We start from the raw sequence: 20,678 nt of genomic DNA on the forward strand, positions 1-20,678 counted from the left end.
ATATAACTCATCAGGCATATAACCGCTCAGGGGATCGAGGTTGCCGCGTCGAACCAGCTGGCTGGGTTGTCGGGGGAGTTGGTCAGCCGTAGGTTCTCGGCGATGCTGCGGAGTTCGTCGAGCGACGGTTTCGGGGCCAGGCTGCGGATCGTGATCGCGACCCCGTTGCCCTCGAGTCGTACGGCGTCGTGGACCGGCACCGCGTTCTTGGTCTCCGATGTCGCCAGTCCGGTGGCGTAGGCGTAGTACGCATTGATCCCGTGGATGATCGCGACCGGCTTCGCGTACCGGCTCATGCTGTTCCAGAACTTGCCGGTGGAGTACCGGATCTCGATGTCGTCGCCGACCTGCGGTTGGTAGGCCAGGTTGCCTTCGGGACAGACCTTCGGCGGAGGGCTCTTGAAGGCCGTCGAGCAGTTCGACGGCGGCTTGCGATAGCCCGTGCCCGGATTTCCGTCGCTGAACATCACGGTGAAATCCTCACCGGACCCCTCGACGTTCCCCTTCGCCGGCGAATAGGTGATCCGCCGTGCAGAGAGTCCGTCGGGCAGTTCGTTCGCGACGAACGGCGAGCCGAGCTCCTGCCGACCCGACAGCGACCCGGCAATGGTCGACGCCACCCTGACGTCGGGATCGAACGGGCCGTCGATCGTCGGGATCTTCACCGTACCGAGCCGGCGCTGCGACTCGCAGGTGAGCAGCGCCCATAACCCTTCGGCCGGTTGCCAGACCAGAGACTTCAGCGTGTCGCCGAAGAGCGGGAACCGATAGCCCTGCGGTCCGGGCGGGAACGGCGCCGTCCTGGTCGACGCCACGATCCGGACCTGATGTCCGCCGACTGTGACCGTCGGGCTGACCGGCGGGATCCGGCCCGGATCGAAATCGCCGTTGCGATGCACCTGGAGCTGGCAGAACGTCGGCCACGGCGTTCCGTTCACCACCTGCAACTCAGAGTCCTGCCGGTTCGGGCCATAGACCTGGGTGGTCGCATAGACGTCCTTCGGCAGGCTCAGTCCGACCCACCTGGCCCAGGCCGAGCTCCTGGTTTCCTGGTCCGCCGAGCCGTCGCCTGACACGAACAAACGCGGCGTGAGGACAGCCGCGACAGCAGCGGTCGCAGTGGCCGCTGCTGTGACGACGATGAGCGCAGTACGGCGACGTGCGGCACGCGGGCGGCCGCGCTCGAGTACTTGCCGGATCTCGTCGGGGTGCGGCGCTGTGTCGGCCAGGTGGTCGAAGGCGTCTCGCAGGTCTTCCTCAGTACGCATGATGCTTTTCCTCCGCCATGCTGGTGAACTGAATGCGCAAGGTCGCCAGGGCACGTGACGCGTGGGCGCGCACGGTGCCCGGCGAGCAGTCCATGGTTTCGGCGATCTCGTTGTCGGTCAGGCCGCCGTAGTACCGCAGTACGAGGACTGCCCGTTGCCGCCGTGGGAGCTTGGCCAACTCGCCGACCAGTTGGTCGCGGTCGGCTGTGCGTTCGGCGTGGTCTGGGCTGCTGCCTGTCTCGACCTCGTCGCTCGGCACGTACCGGGACCACTTCCGGCGCCAGGACAGGTATTCGTTGACCACCATCCGGCGCAGGTACGCGTCCGGGTGGTCCAGGCCGCCGATTCGGTCCCACTTGCGCTGGGCCTTGATCGCGACGTCCTGTACGACGTCCTCGGCCAGGTACGGCGTACCGCACAGCACGGTCGCGAACCGCAGCAGCGGTGGCAGACCGGTCCGGGTCCACTCGTCGAACGTCACCGCGCCTCCTCGGCTGCCGGCCAGTCGGATGTCCGGCCTACACCAGTACAAACGACGGTATGCGCCGATCTGCTGAGTCCAGGTCGCGGGCAATCGATTTCTCAGATCCGCGATGACCGCTAGGGTCGCGGGTATGACTCTTGGGAATCTCACCGGTATCAGTGCGCTCGCCGAGGTCGAGTCGCGCTCCATCAGTGCGGAGAACCCGACCGGGGAGCCCGGTCAGGGTGGGCGGCGGACCGAGGGGACCGGTGCGCACGCGGCCCGGGATCTCGGCCAGGGCTGGAAGGTCTCGCCGTCGATCGAGATCGGCCCGGGCGAGACCGCGACGCTGGCCGACATCGCCGGCTCCGGCTGCGTCACCCACATTTGGCTCACCACGCACGTCGACCACTGGCGCCGGTTGGTACTGCGGGGCTTCTGGGACGGCGACACCGCACCCGCGATCGAGACTCCGGTCGGCGACTTCTTCTGCTCCGGCTGGGGCAAGTTCGCCCAGGTGAGCTCGCTCCCGGTCGCGGTGAACCCGAACGGCGGTTTCAACTGCTACTGGGAGATGCCGTTCAAGGAGCATGCCACGTTCACGCTGGAGAACACGCACGACGAGAAGGTGGTCGTGTACTTCCAGGTGGACTATTGGCTCGGCGCAGTACCCGACAAGTCGGCGTACCTGCATGCGCAGTGGCGACGGAGCAATCCGCTCGAGTCGAAGACCGTCCACACGCTGCTGGACGGTGTCGAGGGCCCCGGTCACTACGTCGGCACCTACCTGGCCTGGGGCGTCAACAGCACTGGCTGGTGGGGCGAGGGCGAGGTGAAGTTCTACCTGGACGGTGACGACGAGTTCCCGACCATCTGCGGCACAGGGACCGAGGACTACTTCGGCGGCGCCTGGAACTTCGACGTACCTCACCTGGGCGGCTACACCGAGTTCAGTACGCCGTACCTCGGTATGCCGCAGGTGATCCGCCCGGACGGGCAGTACCAGAGCCAGCAACGCTTCGGCATGTACCGCTTCCACCTGTCGGACCCGATCCGCTTCAAGGAGAAGCTGCGCGTCGACGTACAGGCTCTCGGCTGGCGCTCCGGCGGCCGCTACCTGCCGCTCCAGGACGACATCTCCTCGACCGCGTTCTTCTACTCCGGCAGGACGAGTACGACGCGACCGGACGCGCCGACGCATGACGTGATGGAGATCTGCTAGGGCGTCGGCAACGGGTTCTGCAGAGCTGTGTCGGCGAGCACCACCAGCGCCGCGGTCCATGCGAGTGGTGCCTCGCCGGCCGGCTCCAGATCCCGGTTCACCTTCTCCGGCAACGCGCCGCTACTGGTCCGATGCTGGTCGAGCCATTTCAACAAGGTCTCAGCAGACGCGCGATCCCCTCGGGCGGCGGCGCTCAACGCGAACAACGCCGTCTGAGGCGTCCAGGACACCCCATCCGCACGCCACGACTCGCCGGGCGTCACGCCGCCGTTCGGCTGTGTGAGTACGGCGTGCGCACGATCGATCGCCGTCGACACAGCGTCGCGGGCCGGGGCGAACGGCGGACCGAGCACGGTCACGATCGCGTCCGCGCCGCCGCCGACACCGATCGGTTCGACACCCGGCTCGACGAAGCTGGTCGCGACCGCCGGGGTGCGCGGATAGTCCGGCCCGAAGCCCCGATCCGTTGCCGCCGACAACTTGTCCAGCCCCGACTGCCAGCGCGCGGCCTCGGCCGGATGCCCTTGCTCCGTAGCAATCCGCACAGCTGAACGCAGTCCGGTCAGCAGCGGCGCGACCGTGCCGAGCGTCACCTTCTTCTCGGGTCGCTCCCAGTAGTCGGACGACGGACCAGGGAGACCGTCCGGACCCAACTCACCAACGATCTGGTCGGCAGACTCGCTGACGAGATCCCAGTACCGATCACCGGAGCGGCAGAACCAGGTCGCCCACAGGACCCACCCGGATCCGTCCAGTTGAGCCGGGCGACCGTCGGCGACCTTGCCGCCGGACTCTGTGTAGCGCGCCTCCCACCTGCCGGTCGACGGGCGGATGCGGTCGAGGAACGACAGCACCTTGAGCGCCTCGTCGTACTGGCCGATTGCGCACCGGGCGACCGCGACGAACGACGCGTCCCGCGGCCACACGTACCGCCACGGGCCGTCCCAGCCGGCCAGCAGCGCGCCGTTCGGGAGAGTGAGCCCGTCGAGATCGGCGAGTGCGTGCCGGACAAGGTCGTCATACTCCCCGCTGCCGAGTGCGGAGTCGGCGTGCGTCGCCGATCGGCCGGGGATCCCGTCGGCGACCAGGCGGGGTTGCGGGTTGCGGATCAGGTTGCTGGTCGTGCCGGCGGCCAGGATCGCGAGCAGGACGGCGATCACGACGTACGGAAACCACCGGTGCCGGCCGCCCTCCCGCATGGTCCCCTCCCGTCTACTGAGCCAGGTGCTGCACTTCCGCCTCGAACTTACGCCGCGGCGCCAGCTCGACCAGATACATGGCCGACACCACCAGCGCTCCGCCCACCAGCATCCGCCACGTGAGGCTGTCGGAGCCGAACAGTACTGCGAACGTCGAGGCGAACACTGGCTCCATTGTCATCGCAATCGCGGCCCGCGTGGGTGTGAGGTGCGCCTGCGCCCACGTCTGCACGATCAGCGCGAGCGCACCCGCGACCAACGCCATGTAGACCACGCTGACCCAGTCGCGGCCGTTGCTCGGCACCGAGAACCCGCCGGGCACCGCTCCGATCGCGCAGACACACGTGATGACGATCATCTGCAGCGCCGACAGCCCGAACGCGTTCTTCGGGGTCGACCACGCGCCCAGCCCGATGATGTGCAGCGCATAGAGTCCGGCGGACGCCAGCGTCAGCAGCTCGCCGGTCCCCAGGCTCAGCCCGCGCAGCGACAGTACGCCGAGGCCGACCGTGGCGAGGATCACGGCGAACCAGGCCCAGCGGCCGATCTTGTGCCGCAGGATGACCGCGCCGAGCAGCGGGGTGAAGACGACGTACATGCCGGTGACGAAGCCGGAGACACTCGCCGACGTGTGCCGCAGGCCCTCGGTCTGCACGAGCTGGGCGATGCCGTAGGTGATGCCGAGGGCAACGGCTCGCCCGCGGTCCAGGCGGCTCAACTTCGAGATCGCCGGCGGATGGATCAGCACCAACGCGACCGACGCGATCAGGAATCGCAACGCCAGGTAATCGGCGACGTCCATCCTGGTGAGCAGGTCCTTGGTCAGGAAGAACGTCGACCCCCACGCCGCCGCGACCGCGAGCAGGGCGAGTACGGCGATACGCGGGTGGTTCACGCCGCACATCACATCAGAAGCCTTCAGCAGAAGGCAAAACGCGCGTCAGAGCACGGTGATGATGATCGTGCTGCCCGGCTGGGCCTTCTTGCCGGCGCCCGGGTTCTGCGCGGCGACGATGTTCAGCCCGAGGTTGAACGGCGCCTTCTGCACGGTCACCTTGAAGCCCGCGTCGGTGAGGATCTTCTGCGCGTCCGCGGTGCTCTTCCGCTTGACGTCCGGTACGTCGACCAGCGGCGGGCCGAGCGAGACCACCATCGTGACCTTGTCCTTGGCGAACAACGTGCCGCTGTTCGGGGTCTGGCTGATCACGTTGCCCTCGGCGACCTTCTCGTCGTACTGCGTCGTGCGGCCGACGGTGAAGCCGAGTTTGCGGAGCGCCTTGCTCGCGTCGTGGTAGGACTTGCCGGTCCAGTCGGGCACGGTGATGGGCCGTTTGCCCTTACTGACTGCGAAGTTGATCGCGGTGCCGGGCTTCACGACCGTGTTGAACCGCGGGCTGATCGCCATCACCCGGCCCTGCGGCACGGTCTCGCTGTACTGCTCGATGATCTGCCCGGTGATCAACTTGATCGGCGACAGCGCCTGCTGGGCTGCGTCCAGCTGCAGACCGACGAGCTGCGGCACCCGATAGCGCTCCGGGCCCTTCGAAACAGTGAGACCGATATCACCGTTCTTCCGGATCCGATCGCCTGCTGCGGGGTCGGTCCCCATGACCGCACCCAGGGGCACGTCCTCGGAGTAGTCCTGGTTGTCCAGGCTGGTGTGCAGGCCCGACTTCTCCGCTTCCGCTGCTGCGGCGGCGGGCGCCATACTCACCAGGTTGGGCGTGGTCGTGTAGCGGTGGATGCCGTAGTACCAGGCCGCTGTACCGATGGCGATCGCTGCGGCCAGAATCACAATCAGTGCGATCGGGCCGCGGCTCCTGCGCTGCGGCTGCTGCTGATGTGGCGGCGCGGTTGGTGGCTTGGCCGGAGCGCCGGTCGGACGCCCACGATCCACCGGTACGACGATGGTGTCGTGGCGGAGCGGCTCAATTTCCACCTCTCCACGTGTGTAGCCGTCGTCGTACCCGCTGTCCTGCCGGATCTGCTGGATCGGCACGGTGAGATCGCCGGTCAGCTCCGGGTCGTCGGGCAGCCCTTCCTCGAGCGCGCTGCGCACCCGGTGCACCTGGCGGCTGAACACGCGGGCGTCGGTCGGCCGCAGATCCCGGTCGCGCGCGGTCGCACGCTGCACGAGAGCATCGACGTACGGCGGGATGGTCGGCACCTCGAGCGATGGAGCTGGTACGTCGGCGTGGACGTGGGCGTACGCGACCTGGATGGGCGTGTCGCCGGAGTGGGGCTTGTTGCCGGTCAGCAGCTCGTACAGGAGGATGCCGGCCGAGTACACGTCCGAGCGAGCGTCTGCACTGCCGTCGGTGACCAGCTCGGGCGCCAGGTACGACACTGTGCCCATCAGCAGGCCCTGCGTGGCGGTGTTGCCGCTGGCGCTGACCGCGCGGGCCAGGCCGAAGTCGGCGACCTTTACTGCGCCCTTGTCGGAGATCAGTACGTTCTCGGGCTTGATGTCGCGGTGCACGATGCCGGCGTCGTGAGCGGCCGACAGCGCGGACAGGACCGGGGTGAGTAGGTCCAGTGCGCGGGCGGGGGAGAGCGGTGCCTGCTCGCGGATGACGTCACGCAGCGTGCGGCCGGGGACGTACTCCATCGCCAGGAACAGCGTGCCGTTGTCGTCGCCCTGGTCGAAGACGGCGACGACGTTCGGGTTCGAGAGGCGGGCGGCGGCCCGGGCCTCGGCCACGAACCGGCGGGCGAACTGGGCGTCGTCACCGAGACCGTCGTGCATCACCTTGAGCGCGACGGTCCGGTCCAGCCGGGTGTCGAGGGCCCGGTAGACGGTCGCCATCCCGCCCTTCGCGACACGCGCATCCACGCGGTACCGGCCGTCGAGCACTCGCCCGACGAGGCGGTCGCTGACCTGCGTGTCCACGTCGTCCGTCACTTGCGGTGAGCCGCCTCTCCAAACGTTCTGCTCAGAGAGTGTAGATAACGCCTCAGCGTCACCGGGCCAGGCTCACCGCAGAGGGTCCCACCCGCGCTCGAGTTGAGCCTTGATCCGGAGGACGTTCTGGACGTACAGCTTGGTGTCCGGATACACACCGTTCTTCTTCACGCCGCCCAGGCCCTGGTAGTAGCCGGCGACCGCGAGGTCGAGGCGGGCCGCGCCGGTGAGGCGGCTCAGCAGGACGACTCCGGCGGTGACGTTGTCCTGCGGCTTGAGCAGGTCGAGCCTGCGTCCGACGATGCTCGAGGCGAACTTGCCGGTCGACGGGATCACCTGCATCGCGCCGACGGCGTTCGCGGGGGACACGACTCGCTGCTTCCAGCCGGACTCCTGCCAGCTCACCGCGAGCGCGAGCTGCGGGTCGACGCCGTACCGCTTCGAGGTCGTCACGATCAGTGACCGCATCTGCGTGCGGGTCGGCAGCTTGCGCTTCTTCAGGATCGCCCGGTTGCGGTTGGCCTGCGCGACGATGTGGTCGGCGTACGTGCGGCCGGCGAACGTGTTGTCGGTCCGCGCCTTCGTCTTCGCCTTCTTCGGGTGCAGCTTCACCGGGACCTGCAGCGACTTGCCGGCGTAGATGCGGTCGCCGGAGTGCAGGCCGTTCGCCGCGAGCAGGTTGGCCTGGGAGCACTTGAACCGCTTCGCGATCTTCGAGACGGTGTCGCCGCGCTTGACGACGTACGTCACCCGGCCGAGCTGGGAGCGCTTGGCCGGCTGCGCCGTCCGCGCGGTCGAGCCCTTGGCGGGGACTTTCAGGACCTCGCCGGCATAGATCGCGTTGCCGTTGCCCGGCAACTGGTTCAGCGCGACCAGCGTCCTGACCGACGTGCCGTACCGGCCGGCGATGTGGCTGAGGGTGTCACCCTCCTTGACCTTGTACGCGCCGAAACCGGGTGAGCCGGCGGTGATCACGGCCGCGGTCAGGACTGGTACGGCGAGCCCGCTCAGCACCCGTAGGACCTTGTGCATGGCAACCATCTCCCCGTGTGACGTCCTGTTGACCGTAAGCGCTGGTACAGATGTGACAACAGGGGGCCATGGGGTACGTGTTACGCCTGTAATGCAATGTTTACAATTCAAGCCTGAACTACATTGTTGTCGTTCACAAGCATTCCGGTTGCTTCCGGCAACTGTGGAATCAGTGACCGAACCGGCTGGCGAGGAAGGGTTTTGCGAGATCCGGCAGGGTTCCGGTGCGGACGGTGTCGGCCAGGATCTGCGCGGTGACCGGCGTCAGCAGGACACCGTTCCGGTAGTGGCCGGTTGCCCAGAGCAACCGATCCAGGCCGGACGGGCCGAGGATCGGTGCGTTGTCGGGAGTCGCGGGACGGAGACCTGCGATCGCCTCCACCAGCTCGAGCTCGTCGATGATCGGCAGGACGGTCCGTGCGTCACGCAGCAGTGCGAACACGCCGCCCGCCAGCACACGGGTGTCGTAGCCGAGCTCGGTAGTGGTCGCGCCAACGACCAGTTCGCCGCCCGGACGCGGCACCAGGTAGACGGAGAAGCCGCGCGCAGTCGCTCGCACGGTGTGCTGCAACGCAGGACGGTACGCCTCCGGCACGCGCAGCCGCAGTACCTCACCCTTCACCGGACGCACCGGCGGACGCAGTTCCTCGGGTACGCCGTCCAGCTGCGACGACCACGGTCCCGTCGCAGCGATCACGTGATCTGCATGGACGGTCTCGCCGTTCTCAAGCAGTACGCCGATGGCCGTCGTGCCGGCCGTGATCACGCGAGACACGCGCTGGCGGATGAGCTGGACGCCGGAGAGGTCGACGGCGCGCAGCAGAGTGGCGACTGCTTGCCTGTTGTCGACGGAGTGGTCGCCGGGGACCCAGACGCCACCGGAGACGCCGGTAGCGAGGAGTGGTTCGCGTCGGCGGGCGTCGCGACCGGACAGCTCTTCCACGTCGAGTCCGAGCCGCCGCTGGTAGTCGGCGAGCCTGCGGAGCGCGGCTGCGTCGTCGACGTCGTACGCGACCGACAGCGTGCCGGTCCGGTGCAGGCCCGCGGGTTGTCCGGTCAGCTCTTCCAGTTCCTGCGCGAACGCGGGCCAGGCGTTCACCGACGCCAGGTTGAGGGCGAGCAGCTCGTCCTCGCCGTACTCGACCTCGGTGACCGGTGCGAGCATGCCGGCGGCGACGTTGGAGGTCTGGGCACCTGGTGTCGGATCACACACCGCCACCTGGACACCGTCAGCTGCCAGTCGCCACGCGGTCGCCAGACCTATCAGTCCGGCGCCGATCACCACCACGTCAGGCATGCCACAGAGCCTACGGCTGCGTAGGCATGGCAGGCTTTGGGGTGTGACTGACCACACCGAACGGCTCGACGACGCCCGGCTCTACCTGTGTACGGATGCCCGCGAGAAGCAGGGTGATCTCGAGCAGTTCCTGGACGCCGCGCTGGCCGGCGGCGTGGACATCGTGCAGCTCCGGCAGAAGGAGATGGAGGCTGCCGACGAGCTGGCTGCGCTGGAGGTGTTCGCCGACGCGTGCAAGCGGCACGGCAAGTTGCTGGGAGTCAACGACCGCGCTGACATCGCGTTCGCGGCGGGAGCCGACGTACTGCACCTGGGACAGCGTGACCTGCCGGTGCACGCCGCTCGGGCGATCACCGGACCCGGGCCGACTATCGGGCGGTCGACGCACACGTTCAGCCAGGTGAACGCCGCGGTGGCCGAGCAGGGGTCGGACTACTTCTGTGTCGGCCCGACGTGGGAGACGCCGACCAAGCCGGGGCGTCAGGCCGCCGGTCTGGAGCTGGTGTCGTACGCCGCGGGTCGCCGTCAGTCGAAGCCGTGGTTCGCGATCGGCGGGATCGATCTGGAGCGGCTGGACGACGTACTGGAAGCCGGTGCGACGCGAGTGGTCGTCGTACGCGCGATCACCGATGCAGACGACCCGGGGGAGGCGGCCGCCGAGTTCAGTCGGAGGCTGCGGTGATCAACAACCCGAAGGCCGCGCGGATCGTCGCGGTCGTGGTGATCGCCATGCTGGTGATCACCCTGGCGGCATCGCTGTTCGGATGCTCGGCGGATACGAAGGCCTCGAACAGCGTCGATCCGGAGAGCGGTCTGAAGATCGTCGCGGTGGCCGACCTGCCGAAGGAGGCGCAGGACACGCTGAAGCTGATCGACCAGGGCGGACCGTACCCGTACAGCCGTGACGGTGTCGTGTTCGGGAACCTGGAGAAGATCCTGCCGAAGCACGACCGCGGCTACTACCACGAGTACACCGTGAAGACGCCGGGCGAGAAGGACCGTGGTGCCCGCCGGATCGTGACCGGTAACGCTCAGGAGCGTTACTACACGGACGACCACTACAAGTCCTTCCGCCGCATCGCGGAAGACGGGGGAACTTCATGACCGATCTGCACGCGCTGCTGACGGACGGGCTGCGTCCGGGCGTCTACCGCTGGCCATCACCCGCGACTGCCGACCAGGTACGCCGTGATGCTGCCGCCGCCGGGTTCGGATTCGTTCTGCTCGACACCGGCGAGATCCACGACAAGACAGGGTTCCTGGACCTGTGTGCGACTGCGTTCGACCTGCCGCGCTGGTTCGGCCGTAACTGGGACGCGCTGGCCGACTCGCTCAGCGACCGGTCGACCGGAGAGCCCGAGGTCGTGCTGTGGTCCGGTCTGCGGCACCTGCTCGAGCACGACCATGACACCGTCGACGTAGCCCTGCAGATCTTCGAAGAGGACACCACGAACTCCGGTCAGCTCCGGGTCCTCATTCACGAGAAGGCCGGCGCCGAAGCGCCGGACCTGCTGGCGTCACTGCCGATCCTTTAGCCGCTCGGCCAGTTCGTCGAGATCGTCGGCGAACAACAGATTGCGGCCGCGGTTGCTCTCCCGGACCCAGTCGGCCAGCGGTTTGCTCGCTGCGACCCGCGCCGAGATGTCGCCGACGACCGCAAGCCCCATCTGGTACGAGACGAACTTCTGCGTGATCGCACCGGCCCGCCCGGTCCGCAGTTCGAAGAACTCGTCACCGAGCTGCTCCGGCGTGAACGCGATCCACTCGGCATGGTGTGCGTAGTACGCGTCGACGATCAGCTGCACGGCGTCGCCCTCGGTGGCGATGGCCGTGTCACTGACGAACACCTTCACACCGGCAAGCTCAACCATGTGCTCCAAAATACTCTATCTGTCCCTACCTAGCCATTTATAGGGAATTCTAAGGAACTTGCCATAGTCTAGGGAGATGGCGCAGGAGCTGTACTCGGTCGAGCAGGTGGCGAATCGGCTGGGGCTGCACGTCCGCACGATCCGGAACTACGTCCGCGACGGCCGGCTGAAGGCTGTGCGGATCGGCAAGCAGTACCGCATCACCCGCGAGGATCTCGAGGAATTCACCGGCGCACCCACCGCCGTGGTCGACATCGATCGGTCCGCGCGGCACGTCGAGGCGTCGAGCATCGTCCACATCGACGCCGTCGACCGCGCCACCGCGGACCGCATCACCACGCACATCCTCGGCGCGCTGAACCAGCCCGAGGCGGTCAACCTGAAGGCCGAAACCATCTACGACGAGGACCGGGCCGTCCTCAAGGTCATCGTCCTCGGCAACCTTCCGGCCACCGCCGACCTGCTCCGGCTGATTAACCTGATGGCCGAGCAGTAGGGCAGCTATACCTCGCGCGAGGTCGCCGCGATCGCCAAGTCTGTCAGGGCTTTCCGGCTCGCGTCGTCGGCGAGCGGCGCTTCGTCCAGAGCGTCGAGCGCGTCTTCGGTGCGGTTGGTGATCAGGTCTTCGCAGGCCTGCACGGCGCGGGAGTCCTGGAGGATCTCGCGGAGCAACTGGATCTCGTCGTCGTCCAGATCCGGCCGTCCGAACAACCGGTCGAACTCCGACAGTTGAACCTCCGACGCATGGTCGATCGCGTAGGCGATCAGGACCGTCCGCTTGCCTTCGCGCAGATCGTCGCCGGCCGGCTTCCCGGTGATCGCCGGATCACCGAACACTCCGAGCAGATCGTCCCGCAGTTGGAACGCCTCACCCAACGGCAACCCATAGCCCGACAATGACGAGATCAACCGCGAGTCGGCGCCGGCCAGTGCGGCGCCCACGTGCAGCGGCCGCTCGATCGTGTACGTCGCGGACTTGTACCGCAGTACTCGCAGCGCCAGATCCATGTCCGATTCGCCGCTCGCCTGCGCGAGGAGATCGAGGTACTGCCCGGCCGTCACCTCGACCCGTACGGCGTCGAAGTACTTCTCCGCGCGGGCCAGCGCCGCCGCGTCGAACCCGGAGGTGTGCAGCAATTCGTCGGCCCAGATCAGGCACAGATCCCCGAGCAGGATCGCCGCCCCGATCCCGAAGCTGACCGGATCGCCGCCGTGGCCGCTCTTCTCGGCCCGCTCCCGCTGCAGCGCCTCGAACCGGCGATGAGCAGCCGGCGCACCCCGGCGTACGTCGGAGGAATCCATTACATCGTCGTGGACGAGCGCGCTGACGTGCAGCATCTCCAGGCTCGCCGCAGCGGTCAGGATCGGCTGCGCCGGATCACCGCCCGCAGCCCGGAAACCCCAGTAGCAGAAGGACGGACGCAGCCGCTTGCCACCACTCGTCGCGTCCCGCGCGGCCTGCACCTGCTCGGTCAGCTCCGGCCCGAGCGCCGCCAGCCGCTCCTCCTGCCGGTCGAGGAACCCGCTCAACGCCTGCTGGATCCCGCCCGGAATGTCCACATCACCATCCACGTCTCGGAGCGTAGTCGGTGGGCAGACAGCGCTGACCACCGCGGGTAACCTGTGCGGCATGGCGAACGGTCTTCCTTCGACGCGGCCCGGCGGCCCGCCGACCATCCGTGAACTGCTCGCGTCCGGAGACCGGTCCTTCTCGTTCGAGTTCTTCCCACCGAAGACGCCCGAGGCCGAGGAGGTGTTGTGGCGGTCGATCCGTGAGATCGAGCAGCTGCACCCGACTTTCGTCTCGATCACGTACGGCGCCGGCGGGACCACCCGCGACGGCACGATCCGGGTCACCGAGCGGGTCGCCCAGGACACCTCGCTGACCCCGCTCGGTCACCTCACCTGCGTGTCGCACTCGCGCGACGAACTGCGCTCGGTGATCGGCGCGTACGCCGGAGCCGGCGTCCGCAACATGCTCGCGCTCCGCGGCGACCCGCCCGGCGGGCCGAACCAGCCGTGGGTCGCGCACCCCGAGGGCCTCAACCACGCGGTCGAGCTGGTCGAGCTGATCCGTGAGCTCGGCGACTTCAGCGTCGGTGTCGCAGCGTTCCCGGACAAACACCCGGAGGCGACCTCGCTCGAGGCGGACGCCCAGGTGCTCGCCGCCAAGGCGCAGGCCGGTGCCGACTATGCGATCACCCAGATGTTCTTCGGCGCCGACGACTACTTCCGGCTGGTCGACCGCTCCGCCGCGCTGGGCTGCGAGATGCCGGTGCTGCCGGGCATCATGCCGGTCACCAACATCAAGCAGATCCAGCGGATGGCCGAGCTCACCGGGATGGCGCTGCCCGACGCCGTCACCTCACGGCTGCTCGCCGTCGAGGACGAGCCGACGGCGGTGCGCGAGGTCGGGATCGAGATCGCGACCGAGCTCTGCGAGCGCCTGCTGGCCGGCGGCGCGCCCGGCATTCATTTCATCACGCTGAACAGATCGACAGCGACCCGACAGGTCTTCCGCAACCTCAGCTCCACCGTCGTATCCTGACGCAATGGCTGACCCGTCGGACCTGCTGATCGACCGCACTCTCGTCCTGCTCCGGCACGCCAAGGCGGTGGAGCCCGACTCGATGCCGGATCTGGAGCGTCCGCTCGCCGACCGCGGCCGCGCCGACGCCGGTGCGGCCGGCCGGCATCTTGTTGCCCAGGGCATCGAAGCGGACCTGGTCCTGTGCTCGCCGTCCAAGCGCACCCGCGAGACCTGGAAGTACGTCGCGGACGCCGGCGTCACCGCGGCCGACGTCTGGTACGACAAGCGGATCTACAGCGCCGACGCGGAAGGACTCCTCGATGTCATCCACGAGGCCCCGGCCGAGGCACGCACAGTGATCGTCGTCGGCCACGCGCCGGGCGTCCCGTGGCTGGCCGACGAGCTGGCGCTGGACGGCACCAGCCCCGAGCGCGTCGAGCTCACGCAGAAGTACCCGACCTCCGGCCTCGCGATCCTGCACCTGACCTGCCGCTGGTCGGACCTCGCGGCCAACGAGGCCGACCTCGTGCAGTACGTCGTACCTCGGGGCTAATTGTTGTGAGGTAGCCAGTGCGTGGTGCTGTTGACCGTGATCAAGCGTTGGGTTGCGCGGGTCAGCACGACGTACAGCGCCCGCACGCCGCCTAGCGTGTCGCTGACGATGCGGTCCGGCTCGACGACCACGACCGCGTCGTACTCGAGGCCCTTGGACTCCAGCGGGCTGAGTGCGACGACCCGTGGATCGCCCAGCTCGGCGAGCACCTGGTCGACGGCGGGGCGCAGCTTGGGCGGCACGATGACGCCGACTGTGCCCTCGACCAGCTGCAGTAGCTCGGCTGCCGCGTCGCCTGCGGCCTCCGAGACCTTGCCGTCGTCGAAGATCCGGTGCTCCGGCTCCACTCCGGTACTGCGGACCGCGTTGGGCAGGTCTGCGTCCGGGATGGACTGCTTGATCACCTCACCGGCGAACGAGTAGATCTCGGCCGAGTTCCGGTAGTTGGTGGACAGCCGGAACGAGTGCCGCTGGAGGTGCGAGAGCATCGAGTCCATCGCGGCGCGGGCCTCGTCCGGGTCCGGCCAGGAGCTCTGCGCCGGGTCGCCGACGATTGTCCAGCTGGCCTGCGGCCCGCGCCGGGTGACCATCCGCCACTGCATGGGGGAGAGGTCCTGCGCCTCGTCCACCAGCACGTGCGCATACTCCTCCGGCTCCTCCGCCTCCCGCGCCGCAGCGGCCCGGGCCCGGCGCTCGGAGCTGGTCAGCACCTCGTTGACGCCGTCGGTGAGCCCCTCCAGCCAGTCGAAGTCCTCATCGGTGTTCTCCTGCACCGGCGGGCGACCGAGGAACGCACTCAGCTCATCCAGCAGCGCGACGTCGGCGATGGTGAACTCATCCGTCGTACGGATACCTCTCGCGAGTGCGTCGATCTCTGCAGGCGTCAGGTCGTTCCGGGCCCAGCGCTGCAGCCGGCGTGGGTCACCGAGCCAGCGCAGTACCGCCTCCGGGGTCACCACCGGCCACCACTGGCTGAAGAACGTCCGGAACGCCGAAGTGTCGGCCACGCGGTCGCCAAACGTCTCACGGTCTCCGAGCAGCCCGTTGCGCAGGTCCTCCGGGAACCGCTGCCACAGTGCGGCGATCAGGCCCTTCCGCGCCTCGGTGGCCGCCTTGTTGCGGGCAGTCCGGCGCAGGGCGTTCCGGCGTACGTTGTCGAGTTGGTTGGCGTCCAGCTCGACCGTGGCGCCACCGAGGAACACGCGCAGGTTGGTCGGCGCGTTCGGCACCCGATCGCGGGCGGCGCGCGACAGGATCGCGCGCATCCGCAGCGAGCCCTTGATAGCCGCCACATCGGCGTCATCGACCGCGGTCGCCTTCACACCGTCGACCAGCTCGCCGACTGCGCGCAGCGAGACGGTGTTCTCACCAAGGCTCGGCAGTACGCGCTCGATGTAGGCCATGAACGCAGCGGATGGTCCGACGACGAGTACGCCGCCACGCTCGAAGCGCCTGCGGTCGCTGTAGAGCAGGTACGCCGCCCGGTGCAGCGCGACCACCGTCTTGCCGGTGCCCGGTCCACCACCGATCACGGTGACGCCGCGAGCTGGTGCCCGGATCGCCTCATCCTGCTCGGCCTGGATGGTGGCGACGATGTCGCGCATCGTGTGGCCACGGGCCCGGGACAGCGAGGCCATCAGCGCGCCCTCACCCATCACCGGCAGGTCCTCAGGCGCGCGCTCCGGCGCCAGCAGGTCGTCCTCGAGCCCGACGATCCGCGGGCCCTTGTTCCGCAGTACGCGACGCCGGACGACCTTCAGCCGGTCCGTCGCGGTGGCCCGGTAGAACGGCTCGGCCGCGGGCGCTCGCCAGTCGATCACCAGCGGCTCGTACTCCGCGTCGCGGACTCCGATCCGGCCGACGTACAGCTTGTCCAGGTCGGCCGCGCTCGTCGCGGGCGGCTCGTCGTCCCCGCGGTCGGAGTCGAGCCGGCCGAAGACCAGGCCCTCGTGCTCCGCGTCCAGCTCGGCGATCCGGCGGGCAGCCGCAAAGACGAGCACGTCCCGCTCGTACAGGCCGGTCTGCTCCTCGTCGCGGACCCGGCCGACGTTCTGCGCCTGGCCACGCTGGTGGCCCTCGACCGCGATCCGGGACGCGGACCGCGCAGCCTCGTCGACCCGGCCGTAAACCCGGTCGATGTGTTGCTGCTCAGCCGCCAGCTCCGCCCGCTCCACGCTGTCAAAGTTGTCGTGATCGGCCGATGTGGGGGTTTGATCCACCGAGGTCCTCTCTACCGCCGGGCACCACCCCGACTCAGAACACAGGAACAACCAATCTTAGTTTGTTCCCCTGTCCAACCCCACCGCGGCCTCAGGCCTTCCCGATGGCGTCGGCCACAATCGCCGCGCCGAGGGTGGTGGCGGGCACGCCGGAGCCCGGGTGCGCGCCCGCGCCGACGCAGTACAGACCCTTCACCGGGGACACGTTCGAGGCGCGGCGGCGGGCGGTCCGGTAGCCCTCCCAGGCCACTCCAGCCCACCAGGACGGCGACGTCTGCCGCGAGACCACGTTGTCCCGGACGGGCAGCCCGCGCGCGACCAGTAGGTCCAGTACGTCGTCGGTGGGGTAGCCGTGGACCAGTACCGACCAGGCCTGGTGGCCGGCAGGCGCCGTACCGCCGGTGCGGACGACGACCGTCGGCGTCCCGTGCAGCACGGTCTCGAACGGCAGCTCCGGTACGGGCTCCTTCAGGCCGAGGTGGACGACGTACGCCGCCTGGGCCTGGTGCGTCGCGAGGATCCGTTTGCGGACCTTCTTGGCAGCCGGATCGATCACAAAGCTCTCGTAGAGCACCCGCGGGTCGACGTCGCTCACCACGACGTCGGCCGGGAGCTCCGTGCCGTCAGTGAGCCGTACGCCGGTCACTGCGCCGCCGGTCGTCGTCACCGCGACCACCTCGGCGCTGGTGTGGACCGTAACCTTCCGCTCGCTCGCCCGCTGCACCAGAGCATCGGCCAGTGCGCCGAAGCCGCCTGCGATCGTCCAGCGGCCGAAGGTGCGTTCCAGGTACGACCACACGCCGACGTAGCCGGGTGTGAGGGTCGCGTCCGAACCGCCTTGGGCTGCGAAGTGCCGCAGTACCGCGCGGGCCCGTTCGTCGCTCAGCTCTCGCCGTGCGACCTTCTCCAGGGACTGCCAGGGCTTGAGGGCGCGGATCGTCTTGATGGGCAACCTGTCCTCGAGCGGTGGCTCGAGTGAGGTCTTACGCAGGATCTGCCAGGTGTCGCCGTACGAATCGACCAGAGCGGTCCACTGCTCGGCTACAGCCGCACCTGCGAGGTCCGTCCAGGCCTCCTCCTGCAGGCCGCGGTCGCTGATCGGCAGGTCGAGCACGGAGCCGTCGGTGAACATGTGGCGGCGTGGCTCGGTCACCGGGTCCAGCTGGACCAGACTCTCGATCGGACGGCCGCTCTTGCGGAACAGATCGCGCAGCGCGGCCGGCAGCGTCGTACTGGCTGCTCCGGCGTCCCAGACGAAGCCGTCTGCTTCGACCCGGCCGAGCACTCCGCCGAGATGCTCGTTCTGCTCGCAGATGGTGACCTGGTGGCCCAGCTTGGCGAGCCGCACTGCACTGGCGAGACCGGCCAGCCCGGCCCCGACGACAATCACATTGGCCATCAGGCAGCACTGCTCCCAGTTGCAGGGGTAGTTCGTCTCTCTCGCCACGCCTTGAACCTGCGATACCCGCGTCGGATGAACCGGAACGCGAAGTACACGCCGATCAGTCCGAGGATCAGGAAGATGCTGGCGACGATCAGCGCGGCTTCCGGGTGGAACGCGGCCAGCGACACCACACCGGCCACGGCGACGTCCTCACCGGACGAGGCGGCGATGTTGGTGACCGGCTCGGGGGAGGTGTTGATCGCCAGCCGCAGACTGGCCTTCACGGTGTGCGAGAGCAGCGCCACCAGCCCACCGGTCGTGGCGATGATCGCCTGGTGCAGGGTGCTCGCCTGACCGGACAGCATGGCGGCCAGGATCGCGCCGATCGTCGGCCGGATCACCGTCGAGATCGCGTCCCACGCGGAGTCGACGTACGGAATCTTGTCGGCGACGAACTCGAACGCGAACAGAACACCCGCTGCGATCAGCACCGGGGTCGTGGTCAGCGCGTGCGGTACGTCGTCGGCACCGGCGAACCGGCCCAGCAGACCGAGAATCAGCACGCAGACATAGGCATTCACGCCACTGGCCCAGCCAGTCGTGACCGCCAGCGGCAGCGCTTCCAATGTCCTGCTCCGTAACCCTCAGTGGCCGTATGTCCCGACACACGTTTTCGTCAGTATCGAACCCTCGGACGCGAGTTTTGGTTAACCGTTGACATCCGCGTCGCCTCGACCCACAGTGACTAGGCTGCCAGTCTCTGTGACCGGCACCCGCCCGAAGGGTTCAGGAGAACATCATGCTGCGTCGTCCGAAGATTCTTGCCGCACTCGCTGCGGTAGCGCTGCCGGCCGCCCTGGTCGGCGTGTCGTTGGGAGGTCCACCCGCAGAGGCGTCACAACCGTCTGCGAAGCCCGCACCGTCCGCCGTCGCCGCCACGGCGTACAGCGCGGCCGCTGCGAAGTACGGCGTACCGGAGTCGGTCCTGCTGGCCGTCTCGTACGCCGAGTCGCGCTGGGACGACCACGCCGGCGCGCCGAGCACCTCAGGTGGCTACGGCCCGATGCACCTCACCTCGCTGGGGGCGTCCGAGGTGGCCGACCTGTCCGGCAAGCAGAAGGTCGCGACGGCCGAGTCGCTGCAGACGCTGAAGAAGGCGTCCGCGCTGACCGGGCTGGACGCGTCCTCGCTGCGTACCGACGTCACCGCGAACATCAACGGCGGCGCCGCGGTGCTGGCGTCGTACCAGAAGTCGCTCGGCCTGCCGGTCGGAGCGACCACCTCACCGGCCGAGTGGTACGGCGCGGTCGCGTCGTACGCCGAGGCCGGCGACAAGGTCGGCGCTGCCGGATTCGCCGACGACGTCTACTCGATCATGGCCAAGGGTGCGGCACGTACGACGAACACCGGCCAGCAGATCGTGATGCCGGCCGTCGCCGTCAAGCCGGACAAGGCACAGGTCGGCAAGCTGTCGCTGCCGGCCGGCGTACAGCCGTCGAAGTCGGACGTGGAGTGCCCGCCGACGCTCGGCTGTGAGTGGCTGCCGGCGCCGTACTCGACCTTCGGGACGGCCGGCGACTACGGCAACCACGACCTCGCCAAACGGCCGAAGACCGGCAAGATCGACTACATCGTCATCCACGACACCGAGGGCACCTGGCAGGGCGTGCTGAACCTGGTCCAGGACCCGACGTACGTGAGCTGGAACTACACCATGCGGTCGTCCGACGGACACACCTGGCAGCACGTGAAGGCCAAGGACGTCGCCTGGCACGCCGGCAACTGGTACGTGAACATGCACAGCATCGGTATCGAGCACGAGGGCTTCGCACCGCAGGGCGCCACCTGGTTCACCGAGTCGCTGTACCGCAACTCGGCCAAGCTGGTGAAGTACCTGTCCGCGAAGAACAACATCCCGCTCGACCGGGCGCACATCATCGGCCACGACCAGGTGCCGGGCACGGTCCCGTCGACGGTCGCCGGCATGCACTGGGACCCGGGACCGTACTGGGACTGGGAGCACTACTTCGACCTGCTCGGTGCGCCGATCTACGGGCACAAGGTCTTCCCGGTCCGCGCCGGTTCGATCGTGACGATCAAGCCGGGCTTCGCGAACAACGTTCAGGTTGTCTCCAACTGCGACGCTCCGAACACCACCTGCACGCCGCAGGGCACCAACTTCGTGTACCTGCGCCAGTCGCCGGACGACAACGCCCCGCTGGTCAAGGACATCGGCCTGCACCCGAACGGGATCGACGGCACCACTGACGTGTCGGACATGGGCTCCCGGGCGGCAGCGGGTTCGCAGTACGTCGTGGCGCAGCGCCAGGGCGACTGGGTGGCCGTGTGGTACCTCGGCGCGCTGGGCTGGTTCAAGAGCCCGGCCAACGCACCGGATGCCTTCGCCAAGCCCGGTCTGGTCGTGAAGCCGAAGGCCGGTAAGACGTCGGTGCCGGTGTACGGGCGTGCGTACCCGGAGCAGGCGGCGTACCCGACCGGCATCCCGTACCAGACGGTGACGCCGCTGCAGTACTCGATCGGCGCCGGTCAGTCGTACCCGGTCGGCGACCTGAACATCGAGACCGACTACTACCGCGCCGTCACCTTGGACGGCCAGCCGCCGACCGACCATGTCCAGGTCCTCGGCAAGGACAGGTACTACGAGATCTGGTTCGGCCACCGGATGGCCTACGTCCGGGCTGCCGACGTAGACGTCCGCCCAGCCGTCTAATCTGGAC

General features: G+C 68.2%; 20 protein-coding genes. 8 read left to right on the forward strand and 12 right to left on the reverse strand.

All coding sequences use genetic code 11. The annotated features are described in order from the left end of the window. Nucleotides 1-26 precede the first annotated feature (26 nt). Entirely contained in the window at nt 27-1,268 is a 1,242-nt protein-coding gene (locus tag FDA38_RS14150) for a hypothetical protein (RefSeq protein WP_137254498.1), read from the reverse strand. Beyond that, entirely contained in the window at nt 1,258-1,749 is a 492-nt protein-coding gene (locus tag FDA38_RS14155; RefSeq protein ID WP_170989736.1) for a SigE family RNA polymerase sigma factor, read from the reverse strand. Before FDA38_RS14155 ends, FDA38_RS14150 begins: the two co-directional genes overlap by 11 nt. A 133-nt stretch (nt 1,750-1,882) precedes the next feature. Here FDA38_RS14155 and FDA38_RS14160 point away from each other — a divergent pair, with 133 nt between their 5' ends. Continuing rightward, entirely contained in the window at nt 1,883-2,953 is a 1,071-nt protein-coding gene (locus tag FDA38_RS14160; RefSeq protein ID WP_137254500.1) for a glycoside hydrolase family 172 protein, read from the forward strand. Here FDA38_RS14160 and FDA38_RS14165 read toward each other — a convergent pair. The 5 genes from FDA38_RS14165 to thiO all read right to left on the reverse strand — a co-directional run bounded on the left by FDA38_RS14165 (nt 2,950) and on the right by thiO (nt 9,383). After that, nucleotides 2,950-4,152, reverse strand: a complete 1,203-nt coding sequence (locus tag FDA38_RS14165) for a glycoside hydrolase family 15 protein (RefSeq protein ID WP_137254501.1) — start codon at nt 4,150-4,152, stop codon at nt 2,950-2,952. The genes FDA38_RS14160 and FDA38_RS14165 overlap by 4 nt on opposite strands. Nucleotides 4,153-4,165: 13 nt before the next feature. Next, nucleotides 4,166-5,047, reverse strand: a complete 882-nt coding sequence (locus tag FDA38_RS14170) for a DMT family transporter (protein WP_233714709.1) — start codon at nt 5,045-5,047, stop codon at nt 4,166-4,168. Between the two features lie 45 nt (nt 5,048-5,092). Continuing rightward, complete coding sequence (gene pknB, locus FDA38_RS14175; protein ID WP_137254503.1) at nt 5,093-7,054, reverse strand: Stk1 family PASTA domain-containing Ser/Thr kinase; 1,962 nt, start codon at nt 7,052-7,054, stop codon at nt 5,093-5,095. A gap of 72 nt (nt 7,055-7,126) precedes the next feature. Continuing rightward, nucleotides 7,127-8,086, reverse strand: a complete 960-nt coding sequence (locus FDA38_RS14180) for a LysM peptidoglycan-binding domain-containing protein (protein WP_233714710.1) — start codon at nt 8,084-8,086, stop codon at nt 7,127-7,129. Nucleotides 8,087-8,255: 169 nt separating this feature from the next. Next, on the reverse strand, nt 8,256-9,383 hold the full coding sequence (gene thiO, locus FDA38_RS14185; RefSeq protein ID WP_137254505.1) for a glycine oxidase ThiO: 1,128 nt from the start codon (nt 9,381-9,383) through the stop codon (nt 8,256-8,258). A gap of 43 nt (nt 9,384-9,426) precedes the next feature. On the opposite strand from thiO, the gene thiE reads away from it, so the two are divergent. Genes thiE through FDA38_RS14200 form a run of 3 tightly spaced genes read left to right on the forward strand, consistent with a single transcriptional unit; the run spans nt 9,427 to nt 10,918 of the window. Continuing rightward, the gene (gene thiE / locus FDA38_RS14190) at nt 9,427-10,065 is read left to right on the forward strand and encodes a thiamine phosphate synthase (RefSeq protein ID WP_202877681.1); all 639 of its coding nucleotides are present in this window, start codon (nt 9,427-9,429) and stop codon (nt 10,063-10,065) included. Then, the gene (locus FDA38_RS14195) at nt 10,062-10,487 is read left to right on the forward strand and encodes a ribonuclease domain-containing protein (RefSeq protein ID WP_202877682.1); all 426 of its coding nucleotides are present in this window, start codon (nt 10,062-10,064) and stop codon (nt 10,485-10,487) included. The genes thiE and FDA38_RS14195 overlap by 4 nt, the downstream gene beginning before the upstream one ends. After that, nucleotides 10,484-10,918: a barstar family protein gene (locus FDA38_RS14200; RefSeq protein WP_137254507.1), complete on the forward strand. Its 435-nt coding sequence runs from the start codon at nt 10,484-10,486 to the stop codon at nt 10,916-10,918. Before FDA38_RS14195 ends, FDA38_RS14200 begins: the two co-directional genes overlap by 4 nt. Here the strand turns inward: FDA38_RS14200 and FDA38_RS14205 are convergent. Further along, on the reverse strand, nt 10,901-11,254 hold the full coding sequence (locus FDA38_RS14205; RefSeq protein WP_137254508.1) for a DUF4180 domain-containing protein: 354 nt from the start codon (nt 11,252-11,254) through the stop codon (nt 10,901-10,903). The genes FDA38_RS14200 and FDA38_RS14205 overlap by 18 nt on opposite strands. A 76-nt stretch (nt 11,255-11,330) precedes the next feature. On the opposite strand from FDA38_RS14205, the gene FDA38_RS14210 reads away from it, so the two are divergent. Then, a complete protein-coding gene (locus tag FDA38_RS14210) occupies nt 11,331-11,750 on the forward strand; it encodes a helix-turn-helix domain-containing protein (RefSeq protein WP_137254509.1) in 420 nt (139 codons plus the stop codon). Nucleotides 11,751-11,755: 5 nt separating this feature from the next. Here FDA38_RS14210 and FDA38_RS14215 read toward each other — a convergent pair whose 3' ends face one another. Continuing rightward, on the reverse strand, nt 11,756-12,826 hold the full coding sequence (locus tag FDA38_RS14215; RefSeq protein WP_137254510.1) for a polyprenyl synthetase family protein: 1,071 nt from the start codon (nt 12,824-12,826) through the stop codon (nt 11,756-11,758). A 58-nt stretch (nt 12,827-12,884) separates the two neighbouring features. Between FDA38_RS14215 and metF the strand changes: the two genes are divergently transcribed. Further along, nucleotides 12,885-13,802 carry a methylenetetrahydrofolate reductase [NAD(P)H] gene (gene metF, locus FDA38_RS14220; RefSeq protein WP_137254511.1) on the forward strand — a complete coding sequence of 306 codons (918 nt, stop codon included), beginning with the start codon at nt 12,885-12,887 and terminating at the stop codon, nt 13,800-13,802. A 4-nt stretch (nt 13,803-13,806) separates the two neighbouring features. Further along, nucleotides 13,807-14,337 (forward strand): SixA phosphatase family protein, encoded by a 531-nt coding sequence (locus FDA38_RS14225; RefSeq protein ID WP_137254512.1) that lies wholly within the window; start codon nt 13,807-13,809, stop codon nt 14,335-14,337. On the opposite strand, the gene FDA38_RS14230 is transcribed toward FDA38_RS14225, so the two are convergent. The 3 genes from FDA38_RS14230 to FDA38_RS14240 all read right to left on the reverse strand — a co-directional run bounded on the left by FDA38_RS14230 (nt 14,334) and on the right by FDA38_RS14240 (nt 18,566). Next, nucleotides 14,334-16,556 (reverse strand): HelD family protein, encoded by a 2,223-nt coding sequence (locus FDA38_RS14230; protein WP_137254513.1) that lies wholly within the window; start codon nt 16,554-16,556, stop codon nt 14,334-14,336. The two genes, FDA38_RS14225 and FDA38_RS14230, sit on opposite strands and share 4 nt — an antisense overlap. A 91-nt stretch (nt 16,557-16,647) precedes the next feature. After that, nucleotides 16,648-18,003: a phytoene desaturase family protein gene (locus tag FDA38_RS14235; protein WP_233714711.1), complete on the reverse strand. Its 1,356-nt coding sequence runs from the start codon at nt 18,001-18,003 to the stop codon at nt 16,648-16,650. Next, nucleotides 17,955-18,566: a DUF4126 domain-containing protein gene (locus tag FDA38_RS14240; protein WP_137254515.1), complete on the reverse strand. Its 612-nt coding sequence runs from the start codon at nt 18,564-18,566 to the stop codon at nt 17,955-17,957. Before FDA38_RS14240 ends, FDA38_RS14235 begins: the two co-directional genes overlap by 49 nt. A gap of 173 nt (nt 18,567-18,739) precedes the next feature. On the opposite strand from FDA38_RS14240, the gene FDA38_RS14245 reads away from it, so the two are divergent. After that, complete coding sequence (locus FDA38_RS14245) at nt 18,740-20,671, forward strand: N-acetylmuramoyl-L-alanine amidase (RefSeq protein ID WP_137254516.1); 1,932 nt, start codon at nt 18,740-18,742, stop codon at nt 20,669-20,671. Nucleotides 20,672-20,678 lie beyond the last annotated feature (7 nt).

This window comes from Kribbella jiaozuonensis, assembly GCF_005233875.1.
Taxonomy (GTDB): domain Bacteria; phylum Actinomycetota; class Actinomycetes; order Propionibacteriales; family Kribbellaceae; genus Kribbella; species Kribbella jiaozuonensis.